Here is a 16567-nt window from a genome sequence, read left to right as displayed (position 1 = left end):
TTTTTTTATGTCCGAGACCCCCTTTCAGAAAAGCACTTTCCGAGCCCGATGCCCATCGGCCTAATGTACTTGCAATGTTGTCTCCTGACGGGAGCATTAAACCTTCCAGAAGTTGTTTCTCCGTCAGGGAACCTCATCAGAGCGTCTCGTCTTTGAGCGTATCAACGATGTTTTCCTTCTTTATTTTGGAACTCGCATAAAACATCACAACATGCACAATTACAAAGATCAGTACGATAGCCGCCCCGTAGCTTTCCCAAGGTAGTGTGAATCCAAAGCTAAACGCGCCCTTTTGGAAATAATAGAGCAGAAGCGCAGTTGCAACGCTTATAGGTAGTCCGTAGAGCAGAGCCTTTAATCCGTAAAAAATACTTTCATATCGAAGCATCCGATTAAGGCTCTTCGGCGTCATCCCCACTGAACGAAGCATCGCGAATTCCTTTCGCCGTAAACCAATGTTCGTCGAAAGGGTATTGAAGATATTCGCAATAGAAATTAAGCCTATAAGGATGATAAACCCATAAATGAAAACCTCCAGTATGAACGTTTTGTTGCCTTTATCTTGTTCTTTGAGAGCAATGTAATTCATTATTGCCACCTGACCGGGAGAAAGATAAGACATTCCGTCGATACCGCCAATCTGTTCTTGAAGTCGTTGGTTGTTGTCAGTGGTCAAAAACAACGCTGCTTCCGCTGGTTTTCCATTATCAAGCTTGGCATTGATAGACTTGAAAACATCTTCACTAACTACCATTTTCATAGGATTAAATTTCCCGATCAACACGCCGGTCGGTCTTTTATCAGTTAGTGCCCCTATTTTCAAAACTGTACTCTCCGATGTGCCGCTACTATTCTCAAGCTGCAGCGTGCTGCCTGGGCTGACTGTTACAAGCCGCCCCGCGGCGTGTACGCCTCCGATAGAGTCCGTGCCGTAATTAATTATAATGGCTTCAGGCACCTTTGGATTTTCATAGTCCTTTGGGTTAACTCTAATGCTTTTTGCATATCCTTCAAAGGAAATGTCATCCAGGCCTATAAGCTGTACATTCATCTCGTACTTTCCCTGCTTATTCGGTGTGACAAAGTGTTCTGTGTTCTGTGTCAGCTGCGTGCTCTCCATCAGAATCTTACCGCTATCAAGGTATTGTGTGGTCGCGCTTTTGACTGAATCAAGTTTGGCTAATCTGCTGTTGAGTGCTTGTATTACGGATGTTGGGGTATTGTAATATGTCACCGAAAAATCATAATTGACTCCATAGTTGGTAGCTTCGTTAACTTTCCACGCGGTTTGGGCATAGGAAGAAACAGTCAGAAACAAGACGAGACTGATAATTAACGATAAAATGGTCGCACGATATTTTTTCCTACTGCGTTTTATATTTTTGAGTGCTAATTCTCCCTCAAATCCAAAGAGCACGCGGGTTATCCATGACGTCTTCACAGCTTTTCTGGTGAGACTGAATTCATTGGCTTGTCGGATTGCGTCAATCGGCATGATTTTGGATGCCCGCCGTGCCGGAATCCACACCGAGATCAAAATGGTCAGCACCCCGATTACAGCCGCAACGATAATAGATATGGGAGAAACCACAAGGGTCAGCCCAGTGGAGGATCTGAAAGTACTCAAAAGTGACCTGAGAGCCGAAATTGTCATACCGATTCCGGCTATCCCTGCAAGAATGCCCAACGGTATGCCGACAAGCCCGAGCAAGAACCCTTCGAAATACACATTTTTCTTTTTCTGTCTCTTTGTTGCCCCGATGCTTGCGAGCATACCCAGCTGCCGGGTACGCTCCGAGAATGAAATGGCAAATGCGTTGTAAATTAATGATATAGAGGCGATCATTATAATAGCGATCAGTAAGACGGAAAATCCATACACCATTTTTTGATTATTCGCCCCACTTAATATGCCACTGTATCGGAGCAATTGCTTATTAAAAGATACGGATGACGGACTGATACCGATACTTTTCGCGAGAGCATCGACCTTGTTGTAAAAACTATGGTTGAGGTTCTTTGCAAGTATGGAAACATCCACTTTATCCCCGGACTTTAAGGTGCTGTCGTTAAGATAAGATACCGCTGTGTATCCGGCTGCTCTAAATGGCTCAAACGCCGGTTGCTTGATTATACCAACCACTGTATAGGTTTTTGTCAACCGCGGCACAAGCGTCTCGCGGGGTCTGGCAGGAGTACCCGCCTGCTTATTCGCCTGCATTGGCTGCTGAAAATGGTCTTTTTGCGTCAATACCTTGTTGCCAGAGATTCGTTCCCCGACGCTTAGCGTCAGCTTCTCACCCACATGAACAGGAACACCGGCATCGGTCCGTACCGCCTGTGAGATTGCCAGTTCACTGCCGTTCTGCGGCATTCTACCGGCTACAAGTGTTGTGGGGAAACCTTTTTCAGCTGCCGTGTCAAACTGTTCGATAAAAAGATAGGGTCTCGCTTTATTTTGAGAACCCAAAAGAGCAGCATAACCAACATCACGGGTCAACATCGTACTGCCAACAAATCCAGCGTTTTTAATGGTCTTGAGATCGGCAACACTGACACAGGGAAGTTTGGCATGCCAGTCTCCGGTCTGCGCCTTAACAGTATTTTGCATCATTACCATAAAAGATGAGAAAAAAGTTGCAACGGCAGTAACCATGGCAGTGGAGATGATAATGCCGATGATGGTTGCGACCGTCCATTTTCGATTCTGCTTCAGACTCCGAATCGTAAAATGCTCAATGACGTTCATCGCCGGATCACCTCGTCTTTCGCAATCCGTCCGTCCTCAATCGAGATGATGCGATCCGCTTGCAGCGCGATGTTCTGGTCGTGGGTAATCAGGATCAGCGTCTGATTGAACTTTTGATTGGCCATACGCAAGAGATTTACAATTTCCGCGCTGTTTTTGCTGTCCAGGTTGCCCGTGGGCTCGTCCGCTAGCATCAGCGCGGGACTGCTTACCAGAGCCCTGCCGATGGAGACGCGCTGCTGCTGGCCACCCGAGAGCTGATTGGGCAGATGCTTTGCCCGTTTTTCTAGTCCCAGCATCGATAGAATGCCTGCAAGTTCCTCGCGGTCAGGCTTACGTTCATCCAGCAGCAGGGGGAGCGTTATGTTTTCTTCGACATTCAGTACCGGGATCAGGTTATAAAACTGATACACCAGTCCAATCTGACGCCTGCGGAAAATGGCAAGTTTCGTTTCATTAAGAGTATAAATATCTGTGCCGTCGATTAGCACCTTGCCGGAAGTCGGGCGGTCGACCCCGCCCAGAATATGCAGCAAAGTAGATTTTCCGGAACCGGAAGGGCCGATGATGGCAACAAATTGTCCTTTCTCCACCGAAAATGATACGTTGTCCAGAGCTTTTACGGCGGTCTCGCCTTGACCGTAAATTTTACTCAGATTTTCAATTCGCAGTATTTCCAAAGATAATCCTCTCCCTTTTAGGTTCATGACTCTATCATAAACGCTCCAAGTGACTTTCCGATGACTTTTTTGGTGACAGTTTAGTCACTTGCTGTTAAACCACGTCGTGTTTGGGAAATCGCAACGTAAACATGGCACCGCCCGGCTCGTTCTCCGCTGTCAGGGAACCGCCTTGAGCTTCTACAATAGATTTCGCCATGGCAAGACCGATTCCCACGCTGTCGTTCCCGGAATGCTTTCCCTTATAAAACCGGTTGAAGATCAGGGGCAAATCCTCCTTATCGATACCTGGCCCGCTATCCGACACTCTGATCTGCGTATACAGCAGGTTTGTCGAAAATGCTATACGTATATTGCCGCCGGATGGGGTATACTCCACGCAATTTTTCAAAATATTGATCAGTGCCTCAGCCGTCCAATTCAAATCGCAATCCATGGATAAGCCGTTTCCTTCTTCGACCGATAGAGTTTGATTTTTCAGCTCCATCGGAATGTTCAGCAGAACACGGGCCTTTTCGATCAACTCGCCCGGGCTGACCGGTCTTATCCGGAAGGTAACCGCCTCGGCGTCCAGCTTTGAAATTTTAAGCAGGGACTCCACCAGCCACTGCAGCCGTTCAAGCTGCTGACGGATGCAGTCGGTAAATTCCGTCCTCTTTTCTTCCGGCAGGTTTTCTCCACTTAGGATATCTATCATCATAAACATGGAAGTCAGCGGCGTCTTCAGCTGGTGTGAAATATCCGATAGTGAAGCAGCAAGCGTGGCTTTTTCCTTCCTAAGCGATTCGTTCTGCTGTCGCAGGGTCGTGGTCACTTTATAAATCTCGCTTTTCAGAATGGACAATTCGCCTTCGTCGTTGTCCGGCAGTTCCAAGGCATAATCTCCACTGTTGACCCGTTTAAGGTAAGCACTCAGGCGGGCAAGATGACGATAACGCGCATGTGTGGAAATAAGAAAAAAAACTGCCATGAAAACGTACCCCAGGGCGGCCATCCCAGCCGCAGCGGGGGAAAACATAAATACAGCCGTTGTCGCCACTGCCGCTGTCAGCAGCAGGATTACAATCATCCGAGTTACCTCTTTATTTCGTAACAGGCTCATTTTAATCCCCCATCCTGTAGCCCAAGCCGCGAACCGTCTGGATGTACTGCGGTTTTTGCGGATCATCCTCGATTTTTTCACGCAGGCGTTTGATATATACAGTCAGGGTATTGTCATTAACAAAAGCCCCGGCGATATCCCAAATACCCTCCAGAAGCTGGCTGCGTGAAAGCACCCGCCCCATATTGCTCGCAAGTGTCAGCAGAAGCCTGTATTCCAGTGCCGTAAGGGGAATTTCAACGCCATTCTTTCTCACCTTCGCCTGTTTCGTATGGATGGCAAGTTCTCGATAGTGCAGTTCCGTTTTTTCCGTGCCCTGTCCTACACGGCGCAATACCGATCGAATGCGGGACAGGAGCTCCCGAAGGCGGAAAGGCTTGACAATATAATCGTCCGCTCCCATATCAAGACCCATGACCACGTTTGATTCGTCGTCACAGGCAGTGAGGAATATTACAGGAGTATCACCGTGCGTTTTAATCGCCCGGCATACATCGTAGCCGTTTCCGTCAGGCAGGGAAATATCCAACAGTGCAAGAGCAAACCCACCTTTTTTTATGCTGTTCAGAGCCCCAGCGGTATCCGAGCAGGCCTCAACCGCAAATCCCTCCTGCTGCAAGGAATAGGAAAGACCCATCACGATGCTCTTGTCATCCTCAACCAAAAGTATGCGTTGCATTTACATCACCTGAAATCTATTATACCGTTTTTCCTTAAAAACTACGTGACTGAATAGTCACTTTCCCGAGGGTATCAATTATCATATAACTTAGAAATGCTGTAAATGTTCGTTGAACGGTTCACTGAACATTACCAACAAACTACCCCCTGGGCAAATTGCAAAAAATAACCTGTCCCCGATGAGCAGAACAGGTTCTGACTTGTTCACAAAATTATTCGAGCTCTTGTGCTCTTTGTTGTTCGCTTAAAGCTTATTTAGGCAAGCCATTTTTTCCTGAAGTTCTGGCCAATACCGAGTGAACCGACGTAGTCCGCGTTCACGTCTTTGACGCCACAGGTCGGGCATTTAGCGAGGGCCACGCCTTGGTAACAAGTGAGTATACCCCCACAGTAGGGACATTCTTTAGATGTATTCCTGGGGCTGACCCGGTTGACCACGATCCCTTCGTGCAGCGCCTTATACCGGGTATACTTGACGATCCGCCCTTTGACCCAGAAGATAAATTTCTGGTTGAGCCGGTGAGTGTTAGTTCCTTTGCTGGGCTTGAGGTTTGTTAAGTGCTCAAAGACGATGGTTTTAGCTCCGTGCTTTTTGGCAGTTCATGAGCCTTTCATCTGATATTCTTGCGTTTGTTCGTACTGGGTGCACCACCCGTTAAGATCATCTGTCATTCGGGCGGTTTTTGACGGGACGAATTATGTACTGGGAAGTAAAGTTGACCCCTCCAACAAGGAGGGGTCAACTTTCTGAGCATTTCTTCGTCTGTGCGGGGTGCCGTTCAAATCCTGCCGAGAAAGCAGGTTACTGAGGTTCGACGCTGTGACCAGGCAGTTTGGCAAGCGCGCAGTGCTTAGAAACGTTTTGACCAGCAGCAATGCTTTGCCTTGCGACCACTGCCGCAGGGGCAGGGATCATTCCGTCCCACACCGTGCCAACGGGCTTGCGATTCGGCCAACAGTTCGGCCGTAATCGCGTCAGGTGTTAACCCCTCTTTTCTGAGCCGCATGACATCTTTCAACGGCTGTTCGGCGTGAGCAAAAAACTGCCGCAAGCCGCTGCACAAATAATTAAGCCCCTGCTCTCCGTTCTCCGCTAAAGCGAACCTGTCTTTAGGGCAGCCGCCATTGCATACGGCAAGCCACGGACAGGAACGGCATTGTTGGGGCAGTTTGGTCTGCTTTTTATAACCGAAGCCCCGCTGTACCGGCAAGTCGGCCAGGGCACTCAGCGGAGAAGTTTCAATGTCGCCGATACGGTGGTCAGGATTAACAAAGTGATCGCAAGAATACACACTGCCGTCATGCTCAACGATGAGTACCCGCCCGCAGGTCGGGGCCATCCAGCATAAACCGGCGTTCCCTCCGGACCATACCAAGGCCGTTTCCGCGAACAGTTGGACATTCAGCACTCCAAGATCGTGACGGATCCATTCGTCGAAAACCGCGCACAGAAAATCTCCGTAGCCTTCGCCCGAGACAGAGTCTGCCGTCGGCTCCCCGTCCTCTGTGAGCCTTACAATCGGTATGAACTGAACCCACCCAGTGTTGAGATCTTTGAGCGCTTGATAAACGGCCAGCGGTTCTTTGGCCGTCGCGGATGTTACAGTACACAGCAAATCAGGCTGAATCCCGTGAGCCTGCAGGCGGCGGATTGCCGCGACCACCCGTTCATAAGTACCGCTGCCCTTGTGATCTTTACGGTTTTTGTCATGCAGCCCTTGTGTGCCATCTATACTCAGCCCAACATCAAAGTGGGCGTTCGCCAAAAACGAACACCACTCGTCATCCAGCAGAAGTCCGTTGGTCTGAAGATTGTTCCAGCAGCTCCATCCTTCCGGGAGATAGCGTTCCTGTAATTTCACAGCCAGCCGATAGAAGTCGAGTCCCGCCAATGTCGGTTCCCCGCCATGCCATGTAAACTGTACGACAGGCCCCGGGCTTGATGCTATATACTGCCGGATAAACTTTTCCAGGAGGCTGTCCGACATGCGGGATTCATGCCGACTTGGAGTAAAACGTCCGCTCTCCAAATAGTAACAGTAGCTGCACTCCAAGTTACACAGCGATCCGACCGGCTTAGCCATAACAACAAACGGCTGCATCTAATTCCTTTTCTCCGTGCTCAGATGTTCCCCGAAAAACTCAAAAACTTTCTCCCAGGCATCCATCGCCTGCTGCGGCCTATACGCTTGGTTATGATAATACATAAAGCCATGTCCCGCGCCTTCATAACGGTAGAATGTATAATTCTTGCCGTATTTTTTGAGCTCTTCTTCTTGTAAGTCAACCTGTTCCGGGGTCGGGAACTTATCCTCATTTCCAAACAGCCCCAGCAGAGGGCAGCTTAGCTCAGGCGTGTAGTTAATAGGAGCAACCGGCTGAGCCGCTGTCAGCTCTTCTTTGGAAGCGATCACGCGACCGCCCCAGCAGTCGACCGCCGCATCAAGACCGCTAACTTTACAGGCCGCGAGAAAGGCATGACGGCCGCCGGAGCACATACCGATAACGCCTGCTTTGCCATTGGAATAAGGCAAAGAATTCAGGTATTCCAAAGCCCCCTCACAATCACCCATCACGCTGTCGTCGGCAACACCCCCGGCATTGCGGGCTTTTGCCGCTATCTCATCGGGAGTCCCATGCCCAAACCGGCAATAAATGTCGGGGCAGAGAGTCAAATAACCATGCTGAGAGAAGCGGCGGGCGGTCTCACGGCTAAACTCATCCCATCCGGGCATATGAGGAATCAAGATTACTCCCGGGAACGGTCCCTTCCCAAGCGGTCGCGAAAAGTAGGCATGTATTCGGTCTCCATTATGTCCGGGCATTGTAACAGTCTCCGCCAGCATCCCTTCATACTCATCAGTTCTTAATTGGTTCCACATAATGACCCTCCTTCGGCACTATTTTTAATGTTTTTCAATTCAATTATATACCCACTGGATGAGCTTCGCTACTCGATCCTCATCTCCTCACCTCTTGGAATCCTGCCCCAAATTGAGCCACAGGGAGAGTCAGTCGCATATTACAAAACAGATGAAACTCAGCCTTTGGGGACTGCGGCCCACGAGAAAAATTGACTCAGCACGAACTGGGGCAACTTTTCTAGTTTTGGCCCGATGCCGGTTTTTGTCGATTTCTTTAAGGCTTAAGGATCGGCAAAAAAGACAATCCCCATTGTAAAAATATAGATAAAGAACAAGACTTCTAGCGTTACCAGGATTCTTGCGCTATTACTGATCGGCGAAAAGTCTCCCATGCTTGCGGTGGCAAAAGTGGTAACACTAATATAGAAAAACGTCAGTCGATAATAACTGATAGAATCACATCGAAAACACATTTTCAGCGAGGTTGAAAAATGCCGAAGACTGTATGTCCGGCATCAGGAAATTGTGAAGGGCCTGAGCCGGTATCTTTGGCAGCACGTGCATCTTCTTAAACAGCCGATGTCGCGCAAAGAACGCTCCTTTTCCATTTGGGGTAAAGAAGAAAAACTGATCGATAAGCGCTTCTCAACGCTCCGGGAAGTGCTCAAGTTTAGCGGCCAGCCGAAAAACTTCCTGAACTATTACGATACGCCGGAGCCTTCTTTGAGTATGTGCAGGAGCGCTCCCTATCGGGGACTCTGCTTGTCATCGAAAATAAAGATACCTGGTTCACCCTGCGCAGACTTCTGCGGGAGACCGGGAAAAACCGCTTGGCGGGCACTTCAATTCAAGCGCTGATCTATGGAGAAGGGAATAAGATCACCAAGCCTGAGGCCTTGCAAAATTACGCTCAGGGCATGTTTAGCCGCGAAATCCTGACCAAGGGAAAATTCCTCTATTTCGGCGATCTGGACCATGAGGGGATCCGCCTTTACCATCGTACCCAGAAAGCAAACCCCGCGCTTCATGTCTGTACCCCCCTCCCTATCAACATTATTATTACCCACAACGGTTCACGCCATTTAACAATAGCTATGCAAATCTTTATACTGCAAAGCTCCTTCGGGAGACTTGGGAATCCTCGCGTTTCAGTGCGGGGAGGAAGTCAATAATGTCCGTCATAACCCCACAGGACCTCTAAGCCGGTGGGTAGGGAGTCCTAAGTAAATTCTCAATGTAAAGCATCCGTAAAAGCCCGGATCGCCTCTTCCGACTCCAGTACCCCGATTTCCAGACGGAAGTTCCTCTCCTCCCAGGGAGCCAGGAAACTCAGGGTGCCGCGTTCCCGCTCACGGGCTCTGCCTTCCACATGGCAGTTGGCCGGTTCCAAAGCGGCCACGTAGTTGCCCAGGTTCGTATATTTCCATTGCACAAAATAGGGGAGGTTTTTCTGTTCGTAGCGAACGTAAACGCCCGTCCCCAAGCGTTCATTGACCAGGGCGGCCTGAACCCAACCGTCCCCATCGGCCTGCATATCATGATAATAGACCGTATCCGGAAAATCCGGCGTAGGTTGCCGATATGTTCTGCAGCTTTCTACCGTCCGAGCCGCTACCTCGTCCCTGGGTTCGACCGCGCGACTGGGCGCGAGCAAAACAGAATCTTGGTCCAGGACGGGAAAACCGATGTTGATGTGGTAAAGCAGCATGAGCGGCGCCGGATAGAAGCTTTCATTGACAACCTGATCTTCCAGGAAAAGACGGTTTTCACCCAGGCGCGTCCACACTCGCCGCCGGAGCAGAAGATTCGGCTCGAACAAGGATGTCTCCCGCACCTCGCCCTCGACGCTCATGACATAATCCTCTCGCTCCCATTGAGCTCGACAAGACACTCTCTCCGCCGGTATATTGGAGATCAAACCATGTTGACCCAATTTTTGGCCTTCGTCTTCGTTAGGCGAGCCTACCTGGCTCAGACCGCAGGTAATAAGCAGCCCGCCACTAAAATTACGCACAAAACCCTGCTCATCCGATCCAAAAAACTGGGCTGCGGACTCACCGAGCGGCGCCATAAAGCTGAGTGGCATGCCCCTAAATTCCGCCAAACCGATATCCATACCTCGACCGGGCAAAACTATGAAGCGCAGACCCCCACCCGTACGAACTTCCACACCCTCCAGCCCGGCCGCTTTACCCTGGGCGTAAACAAACTTCCGCACGCCTGCGATCTGTTCCATCCTGCCGCAGTAACGACGGAGCTCCTCTTTCGTCACGGTACGTCCCCATAGTTCAGGCATTCCAAGACCTCACCCTTTCTCCAATGTAACCTTTTCCAGAGCCTTACCAATTCCCGACAGTTATTTCGTCTGTGTTGGGAGTCCGTCGATAAAGCCCAAGACCTTATCTGTGATCCGAAAGCACTCCATAACATCCTCCCGTTCTACTATCAGCGGATCCTCAGCGGGGTAACGTGTTTCAATGTAAAACGTATTGAGAAAAGCAACATCTTTAAGGAATTGCTTGCAATCATACTCCACTGCCGCCGCTTTTTTGCATAATTTAACTAAATTATGGCCTTCTTGAATCAATCCTGTTTTACTAAGCAAGAAACCTTTAATATATTTCTCGACCGCCTGCTGCAAGTGAAAGCAAACAGTACCAAAATCCGCATCGTGCTCAAAAAGAATACGCGCACTCTCCAGGTCTCTTTGTGCCATTTTGAACCATTCGGAATAACTTTTGCTGTCAACCACGTAATTTTACCCCCGTCCGCCTAATAACATTGGCAAAAGTCGAAGGATCTTGGCTGTGCTTGCTCCACTCCTCGGGTGTGTACACGACAATGTCGACGTCTCTCTCATAATTCAGTTCAAGCAACATATCACGGACAAGCACACGTTTGTCACGGGTTGGCATGATAATACAAAGATCAATGTCACTTCTCGAATGAGCCCAACCTTTAGCACATGAACCAAACAAATAGACCTGCTCAGGGTTAAATCGTTCTCCGATCTGCCGCGTAATATCTGCGATTTCCGCTTCAAAAGCCAACATCTCCGGCCCTCGCTTTCTGGCAATACCCATCGGCCGCTTCCAATCCTTATTTTACCATGGCGCACCATCTTGAACAAGGAGCCTTCCGCAAAAATGCGCTGCGATTGTCCCCGAAAAATACCGGATCCCGTCAGTTGGTGCAATTGACAGGCCACGATCCCACGCTACATCGTACGGGTGCATCCCCACAAACCTTTTCCTTTCAAGCGCCGGAGCAACCGCTACCCCAGTACCGTAATGTCTTTTCTGAGCGCCCATAAACATTTGGGTTAAGCCCTGTGATCAGAGCTTTCGCTGTCGTTCAACGTATGGTATAATATTACAGATGAAGGAGGTGCCCTGTGGAGTTAATACTAAGCACATCCGTACCTGATGAAAGGGATTTCGCACTTTTCTGACATGGAGGTTAGTTTGCAATGACATTCACTAGAAAGGTCGAAAATAGCGATGTATTAGCTCACATTATTGATATCCCTGAAAGCCTGAGAAATCGGAAAGTTGACATACTCATACATCCATATGAAGATGTGAATACGGAAGGCGGCATGGAACAGAAAACCAAAAGGGCCAGAGGAGTATTGGAAAAGTACAAATGCAAGGACCTACAAGATTTAGAAAGCAGCGCCTGGGCGAAAGCTATGATAGACAAATATGAGAATAGTTGAGGCAAATATTGTTCAAAAAAGTAGTCTTTAGGTAGATGGTTTTTTCGGATTGGTTGGATCTTACAAGGGGGTTGTCTGATAATGCGTACGGAAAAGGCAGGAACCGAGAGGTTGTATACCTATGAAGATTACCTAAAAATAGACGATGACAACCAATACGAGCTGATTGGGGGAAGGTTAATCTTGGTTCCGGCGCCAAGAACGATTCACCAAGAGTTAAGCGGAGAACTATATTCCGCGGTTAAAGAATTTGTTCGTAAGCATGACTTGGGTAAAGTCTTCTATGCCCCGATGGATGTTCTTTTATCTGAAACGGAAAAGCCCCAGCCGGATATATTATTTATCGCCAAAAACCGCCTGGATATTATTACTGAGACAAATATTCAGGGCGCACCGGATTTAGTCGTGGAAATATTGTCACCTTCAACGGGTAAAAATGATCGAGTTGAAAAAAGCAGGATGTACTACAAACATGGGGTGAAGGAATACTGGATAGCAGACCCCGACCATAAAACGATTGAAGTTTTTACACGGGCCGAGCAAAGCTGGAATCTATTTCAAGCATGTGATGATGAGGATATTTTGACTTCCCCTTTGTTGACAGGCTTGGAAATCCAGCTAAGGGATATTTTCCCTCAGACATCCTCCCACGGCTGAAGCCGGCTGAAGAAATTAAAGCCTTTGAAACTTCTATCCTTGACCCTATCCTGGTAACGAGCAGGGCGCGTCGTCAGTTGACAAATACCAATTGGCCAAAATCCCCATTGGCCAAAATTCCCAAGAAGATTTAGGCGATTAGTTGAGAAAACAATAGCTTCTGTCCAAGGGGGCAACCCTTTTCCCAAAGGCTGCCCTCTTGAACCCATAGATATCACCATTGCCGATTGCTTACGATGCCACACTGGCAGATATCTATCTTAGTGTAACACAGTTTGCACCGCCAGTGGCCCTTTACCTTCTTGGTCACCTAGATCAACCGTTCGGGAATTTCATCTCCGCCAGGCGCTTATAGGATTCGTAGCGCTCGCGGGCGTCTCGTTCAGCCACCTCAAACAGTTTTTCGGCGGCATCCGGGAACACCGTAGCCAGCGAGGCGTAGCGAATCTCACCCAACAGAAACTCCTTAAAGGAGGCGGCGGGTTCTTTCGAATCGAGCGTGAAGGGGTTTTTCCCTTGTTCCTTCAGCAGTGGATTATAACGGTAAAGGTGCCAGTAACCCGCGGCAACTGCCCGCTTTCCTTCCAGCACCGACGTCCCCATACCGGCTTTGATCCCGTGGTTAATACAAGGCGCATAAGCGATAATCAAGGACGGGCCCGGGTAGGCTTCCGCTTCGGCAATCGCCTTCAGCACCTGATTCATGTTGGCACCCATAGAAACCTGAGCGACATAAACATAACCGTAACTCATGGCCATGAGACCCAGATCTTTCTTGCGGATTTTTTTGCCGGCGGCGGCAAACTTGGCGATAGCCGCCGTTTGCGTCGCCTTCGAGGACTGGCCCCCGGTATTGGAATAGACCTCGGTATCGAGCACAAGGACGTTCACATCGTCCCCCGCCGCCAACACGTGATCCAAACCGCCATAGCCGATATCATAGGCCCAGCCGTCGCCGCCGACGATCCAGTGAGACCGTTTAACCAGGTAATCTTTGGCCTCTAAAATTTGCTTAAGGACCGGATTGTTGGTATCAGGCTCCGCTTGGAGGGCCCGGAGGACTTGATCGGAAGCCACTCGGGAGACATCCCCGTCGGCAAAATGATCCAGCCAGTTACGCAAGGCTTCCTTGGTTTCCTCCCGCACCCCACTCTCCAGCGCACCGCGCATGAGGAGCGCCAGCCTCTCTCGCATCTGCTTAACACCCAAATACATGCCGTAACCATATTCGGCATTGTCCTCAAAGAGGGAGTTGGCCCAGCTGGGACCCCTACCCTCCGCATTGGTCGTATAGGGAATAGAAGGAGCACTGCCACCCCAGATTGAGGTGCAGCCCGTAGCGTTGGCAATCATCATGCGATCCCCAAAAAGCTGGGTCAGGAGCTTGACATACGCTGTTTCACCACAGCCGGGGCAGGCACCGTTGAACTCCAGCAGCGGGCGGGCAAACTGGCTTCCCTTGAGGGTCTTGGGATTAAGAAGATTGTTTTTTTCCCGGACAGTCAAGGCAAATTCCCAGTTGGCACTTTGTTTTCCGATTTGTTCATCAGCCGGTTTCATGATCAAAGCTTTGCCGGGGGCCGGACAAATATCCGCGCAATTGCCGCAACCTGTACAGTCCAGCGGGCTCACCTGGATTCTGAAGTTGAGCCCATCCAACTCCTTGCCGATGGCTTTCTTCGTCTTGAAGGTTTCAGGCGCCTGTTCCTCTTCCGCACTATCCAGAAGGAAAGGCCGGATCGTGGCGTGCGGACAAATATATGAACACTGGTTGCACTGAATACACTCGTCAATTTGCCATTCCGGAATCATGACGGCGATTCCGCGCTTTTCCCACTTCGTCGTACCCAACGGGAAGGTCCCGTCTTCCCTCCCCACAAAACTGCTGACCGGCAAGTCATCCCCTTCGTGGCGTTCCATCGGCCTTTGAATTTTGCGCAGGAATTCGGTCTCCCCGCTCAAGCCCGGCTCTTTTGCCTGGTCGGCCGCATCGGCCCAAGCCGCCGGAACTTCCACCTTGACCGTGGCATTGATCCCTTCGTCGACCGCTTTCCAGTTCATCTCCACGATCTTCCGGCCTTTTCTCCCATAAGTCGCCTGGATTGAGTCTTTGAGATATTTCACCGCATCTTCAAGCGGGATGACATTGGCCAGCTTGAAGAAGGCCGCCTGCATGACCATATTGATCCGGCCACCCAAACCGATTTTGCGGGCAATATCAATCGCGTCAACAATGTAAAATTTTATATTGTTGCGGGCAATATAGCGTTTTAGGGCCGCCGGCAGATTCTGCTCAAGCTCGTCCATATTCCAAGGACAATTGAGGACAAACGTTCCGTTTTGCTTGAGCCCTTTGACGAGGTCATATTGCCGGAGAAACGATTTGTTGTGACAAGCTATGTAGTCGGCACTGGAAACGAGGTAAGCGGACTGAATCGGCTTTTGGCCGAAACGCAAGTGAGAAATCGTGGTTCCGCCGGACTTCTTGGAATCGTATTCAAAATAGCCCTGGGCATACATACCCGTGTGATCCCCGATAATCTTGATCGCCGATTTGTTGGCTCCCACCGTCCCGTCCGAACCCAACCCCCAGAACTTGCAGCTGATCGTTCCTTGCGGGGTAGTCTCCATGGGCTCACCTTCCGGTAAGGAGGTAAAGGTCACATCGTCAACGATGCCGATGGTAAAATCATTTTTTGGCTGGGCTTGGGCCAGATTTTTGTAAACCGCGGCTAATTGCGCGGGCGTCGTGTCTTTGGAACCCAAGCCATAGCGCCCGCCGACGATCAGGGGCTTCTGCGCCCGTTCATAAAACACCCTCACCACATCCAGGTAGAGCGGTTCACCGGGGGAGCCGGGCTCTTTCGTCCTATCCAAAACGGCAATCTTTTGCACTGTCTTGGGCAAAACGTTGAAGAAATATTGAGCGGAGAACGGGCGGTAGAGGTGAACTTTCAGTATCCCTACCTTCTCCCCGCGGGCATTCAAATAATCCACTACTTCTGCGGCCGTCTCACAGACAGAGCCCATGGCGACAATGATCCGATCGGCATCCTCCGCCCCATAATAAACGAAAGGCTGGTACTCCCGGCCGCTTAAAGTTTTAATTTCTCGCATCATATTGGCGACGATATCCGGAACGGCCTGGAAAAACCGGTTGCCTGATTCCCTCTCCTGAAAATAAATATCCGGATTCTGAGCCGTTCCCCGCAGAACCGGGTGTTCCGGGCTGAGGGCCCGATCCCGGAAATCCTTCAGAGCCTGATAATCCACCAATTTGGCAATCTCTTCCGCCTCGATAACCTCAATTTTCTGCACTTCGTGGGAAGTGCGGAAACCGTCAAAAAAGTGCAGAAAGGGCACACGGGCTTTCAGCGCACACAAGTGGGCCACATAAGCAAGATCTTGCGCTTCCTGCACACTGGCCGAGCACAATAAGGCAAAACCGGTTTGGCGCGCGGCCATTACATCTTGGTGGTCGCCGAAGATCGATAAGGCGTGAGAGGCCAAGGATCTGGCACTCACCTGAAAGACTGCCGGTAAATATTCCCCCGCCATCTTATACATGTTGGGAATCATCAACAGCAAACCCTGCGAAGCCGTATAGGTCGTGGTTAAGGCCCCCGCCTGTAAAGACCCGTGCAAGGCCCCGGCCGCGCCGCCTTCGGATTGCATCTCCACCACCTTCACGGGTTGGTTGAATAAGTTCTTCTTGCCGTGCGCGGCCCACTCGTCCACACTTTCCGCCATCGGCGAAGAGGGGGTAATCGGGAAAATGGTCGCGACTTCCGTCAATGCATAAGAAGCACTGGCCGCCGCCGTATTCCCGTCCATCGTTTTCATTTTCTTTGCCACTGGGATTAGCCCTCCTTTTCATTTTCACCTTGCCATTCCATCCTTCTTATCCTTCATATCTTGCTCTTCTCCCGCTCCTCTCGCCCTGGTCAAGAAAGCGCTCACCAAAGCAAGCATGCCAACAGACGATACCGCCGGGCACACCGGCCTACCGCCCACACCCTGTCCTTTATTATGCGTCTTTCCTTCTCCAACCATGCATAAAAACCCCGCCTTCCGTCACCTCAACCGGGACAGAGGGCAGGGCCTTACCGCAAAACC

At 50.1% G+C, this 16567-nt stretch carries 13 protein-coding genes and 1 pseudogene; 3 read left to right on the top strand and 11 right to left on the bottom strand.

What is annotated here, in order from left to right:
* Positions 1 to 136: 136 nt before the first annotated feature.
* The 7 genes and pseudogenes from MNU25_RS05605 to MNU25_RS05575 all read right to left on the bottom strand — a co-directional run bounded on the left by MNU25_RS05605 (position 137) and on the right by MNU25_RS05575 (position 8094).
* On the bottom strand, positions 137 to 2749 hold the full coding sequence (locus MNU25_RS05605; protein ID WP_240984168.1) for an ABC transporter permease: 2613 nt from the start codon (positions 2747 to 2749) through the stop codon (positions 137 to 139).
* Positions 2746 to 3429, bottom strand: coding sequence for an ABC transporter ATP-binding protein (locus tag MNU25_RS05600; RefSeq protein ID WP_240984167.1), 684 nt, complete (start codon positions 3427 to 3429; stop codon positions 2746 to 2748). Before MNU25_RS05600 ends, MNU25_RS05605 begins: the two co-directional genes overlap by 4 nt.
* Positions 3430 to 3523: 94 nt before the next feature.
* Entirely contained in the window at positions 3524 to 4498 is a 975-nt protein-coding gene (locus tag MNU25_RS05595; protein WP_240984166.1) for a sensor histidine kinase, read from the bottom strand.
* A gap of 34 nt (positions 4499 to 4532) precedes the next feature.
* Complete coding sequence (locus tag MNU25_RS05590; protein WP_240984165.1) at positions 4533 to 5210, bottom strand: response regulator transcription factor; 678 nt, start codon at positions 5208 to 5210, stop codon at positions 4533 to 4535.
* 257 nt (positions 5211 to 5467) lie between these two features.
* Positions 5468 to 5797, bottom strand: a pseudogene (locus MNU25_RS05585) (zinc ribbon domain-containing protein); the annotation flags it as partial.
* Positions 5798 to 6063: 266 nt separating this feature from the next.
* Positions 6064 to 7314, bottom strand: coding sequence for an anaerobic sulfatase maturase (locus MNU25_RS05580; protein WP_240984164.1), 1251 nt, complete (start codon positions 7312 to 7314; stop codon positions 6064 to 6066).
* On the bottom strand, positions 7315 to 8094 hold the full coding sequence (locus MNU25_RS05575) for a dienelactone hydrolase family protein (RefSeq protein WP_240984163.1): 780 nt from the start codon (positions 8092 to 8094) through the stop codon (positions 7315 to 7317).
* A 713-nt stretch (positions 8095 to 8807) separates the two neighbouring features.
* On the opposite strand from MNU25_RS05575, the gene MNU25_RS05570 reads away from it, so the two are divergent.
* The gene (locus MNU25_RS05570) at positions 8808 to 9248 is read left to right on the top strand and encodes a hypothetical protein (RefSeq protein ID WP_240984162.1); all 441 of its coding nucleotides are present in this window, start codon (positions 8808 to 8810) and stop codon (positions 9246 to 9248) included.
* Positions 9249 to 9307: 59 nt separating this feature from the next.
* Here MNU25_RS05570 and MNU25_RS05565 read toward each other — a convergent pair whose 3' ends face one another.
* The 3 genes from MNU25_RS05565 to MNU25_RS05555 are packed head-to-tail and all read right to left on the bottom strand — an operon-like array spanning position 9308 to position 11159.
* Complete coding sequence (locus MNU25_RS05565; protein WP_240984161.1) at positions 9308 to 10372, bottom strand: aldose 1-epimerase family protein; 1065 nt, start codon at positions 10370 to 10372, stop codon at positions 9308 to 9310.
* A 60-nt stretch (positions 10373 to 10432) separates the two neighbouring features.
* Positions 10433 to 10828 carry a HEPN domain-containing protein gene (locus MNU25_RS05560; RefSeq protein WP_240984160.1) on the bottom strand — a complete coding sequence of 132 codons (396 nt, stop codon included), beginning with the start codon at positions 10826 to 10828 and terminating at the stop codon, positions 10433 to 10435.
* Positions 10821 to 11159, bottom strand: a complete 339-nt coding sequence (locus tag MNU25_RS05555; RefSeq protein WP_240984159.1) for a nucleotidyltransferase domain-containing protein — start codon at positions 11157 to 11159, stop codon at positions 10821 to 10823. The genes MNU25_RS05560 and MNU25_RS05555 overlap by 8 nt, the downstream gene beginning before the upstream one ends.
* A 386-nt stretch (positions 11160 to 11545) precedes the next feature.
* Between MNU25_RS05555 and MNU25_RS05550 the strand changes: the two genes are divergently transcribed.
* Both MNU25_RS05550 and MNU25_RS05545 read left to right on the top strand, forming a co-directional pair.
* A complete protein-coding gene (locus tag MNU25_RS05550) occupies positions 11546 to 11794 on the top strand; it encodes a hypothetical protein (RefSeq protein ID WP_240984158.1) in 249 nt (82 codons plus the stop codon).
* An 81-nt stretch (positions 11795 to 11875) separates the two neighbouring features.
* Positions 11876 to 12451, top strand: a complete 576-nt coding sequence (locus MNU25_RS05545; protein WP_240984157.1) for a Uma2 family endonuclease — start codon at positions 11876 to 11878, stop codon at positions 12449 to 12451.
* A gap of 315 nt (positions 12452 to 12766) precedes the next feature.
* Here the strand turns inward: MNU25_RS05545 and nifJ are convergent, their stop codons facing one another.
* Positions 12767 to 16306, bottom strand: a complete 3540-nt coding sequence (gene nifJ / locus MNU25_RS05540) for a pyruvate:ferredoxin (flavodoxin) oxidoreductase (RefSeq protein ID WP_240984156.1) — start codon at positions 16304 to 16306, stop codon at positions 12767 to 12769.
* Between the last annotated feature and the right edge of the window lie 261 nt (positions 16307 to 16567).

Origin of the sequence: Acididesulfobacillus acetoxydans (genome assembly GCF_902729405.1) — a bacterium.
Classification (GTDB): Bacteria; Bacillota; Desulfitobacteriia; order Desulfitobacteriales; family Desulfitobacteriaceae; genus Acididesulfobacillus; species Acididesulfobacillus acetoxydans.
This window is presented reverse-complemented; position numbering and strand designations above follow the sequence as displayed.

What these genes read in the sequence shown, in the direction of transcription:
- MNU25_RS05605 (WP_240984168.1), bottom strand. Translation starts at nt 2,749, where the DNA reads ATGAACGTCATTGAGCATTTTACGATTCGGAGTCTGAAGCAGAATCGA.
- MNU25_RS05595 (WP_240984166.1), bottom strand. Translation starts at nt 4,498, where the DNA reads ATGATTGTAATCCTGCTGCTGACAGCGGCAGTGGCGACAACGGCTGTA.
- MNU25_RS05590 (WP_240984165.1), bottom strand. Translation starts at nt 5,210, where the DNA reads ATGCAACGCATACTTTTGGTTGAGGATGACAAGAGCATCGTGATGGGT.
- MNU25_RS05580 (WP_240984164.1), bottom strand. Translation starts at nt 7,314, where the DNA reads ATGCAGCCGTTTGTTGTTATGGCTAAGCCGGTCGGATCGCTGTGTAAC.
- MNU25_RS05575 (WP_240984163.1), bottom strand. Translation starts at nt 8,094, where the DNA reads ATGTGGAACCAATTAAGAACTGATGAGTATGAAGGGATGCTGGCGGAG.
- MNU25_RS05565 (WP_240984161.1), bottom strand. Translation starts at nt 10,372, where the DNA reads ATGCCTGAACTATGGGGACGTACCGTGACGAAAGAGGAGCTCCGTCGT.
- MNU25_RS05555 (WP_240984159.1), bottom strand. Translation starts at nt 11,159, where the DNA reads ATGGGTATTGCCAGAAAGCGAGGGCCGGAGATGTTGGCTTTTGAAGCG.
- MNU25_RS05550 (WP_240984158.1), top strand. Translation starts at nt 11,546, where the DNA reads ATGACATTCACTAGAAAGGTCGAAAATAGCGATGTATTAGCTCACATT.
- MNU25_RS05545 (WP_240984157.1), top strand. Translation starts at nt 11,876, where the DNA reads ATGCGTACGGAAAAGGCAGGAACCGAGAGGTTGTATACCTATGAAGAT.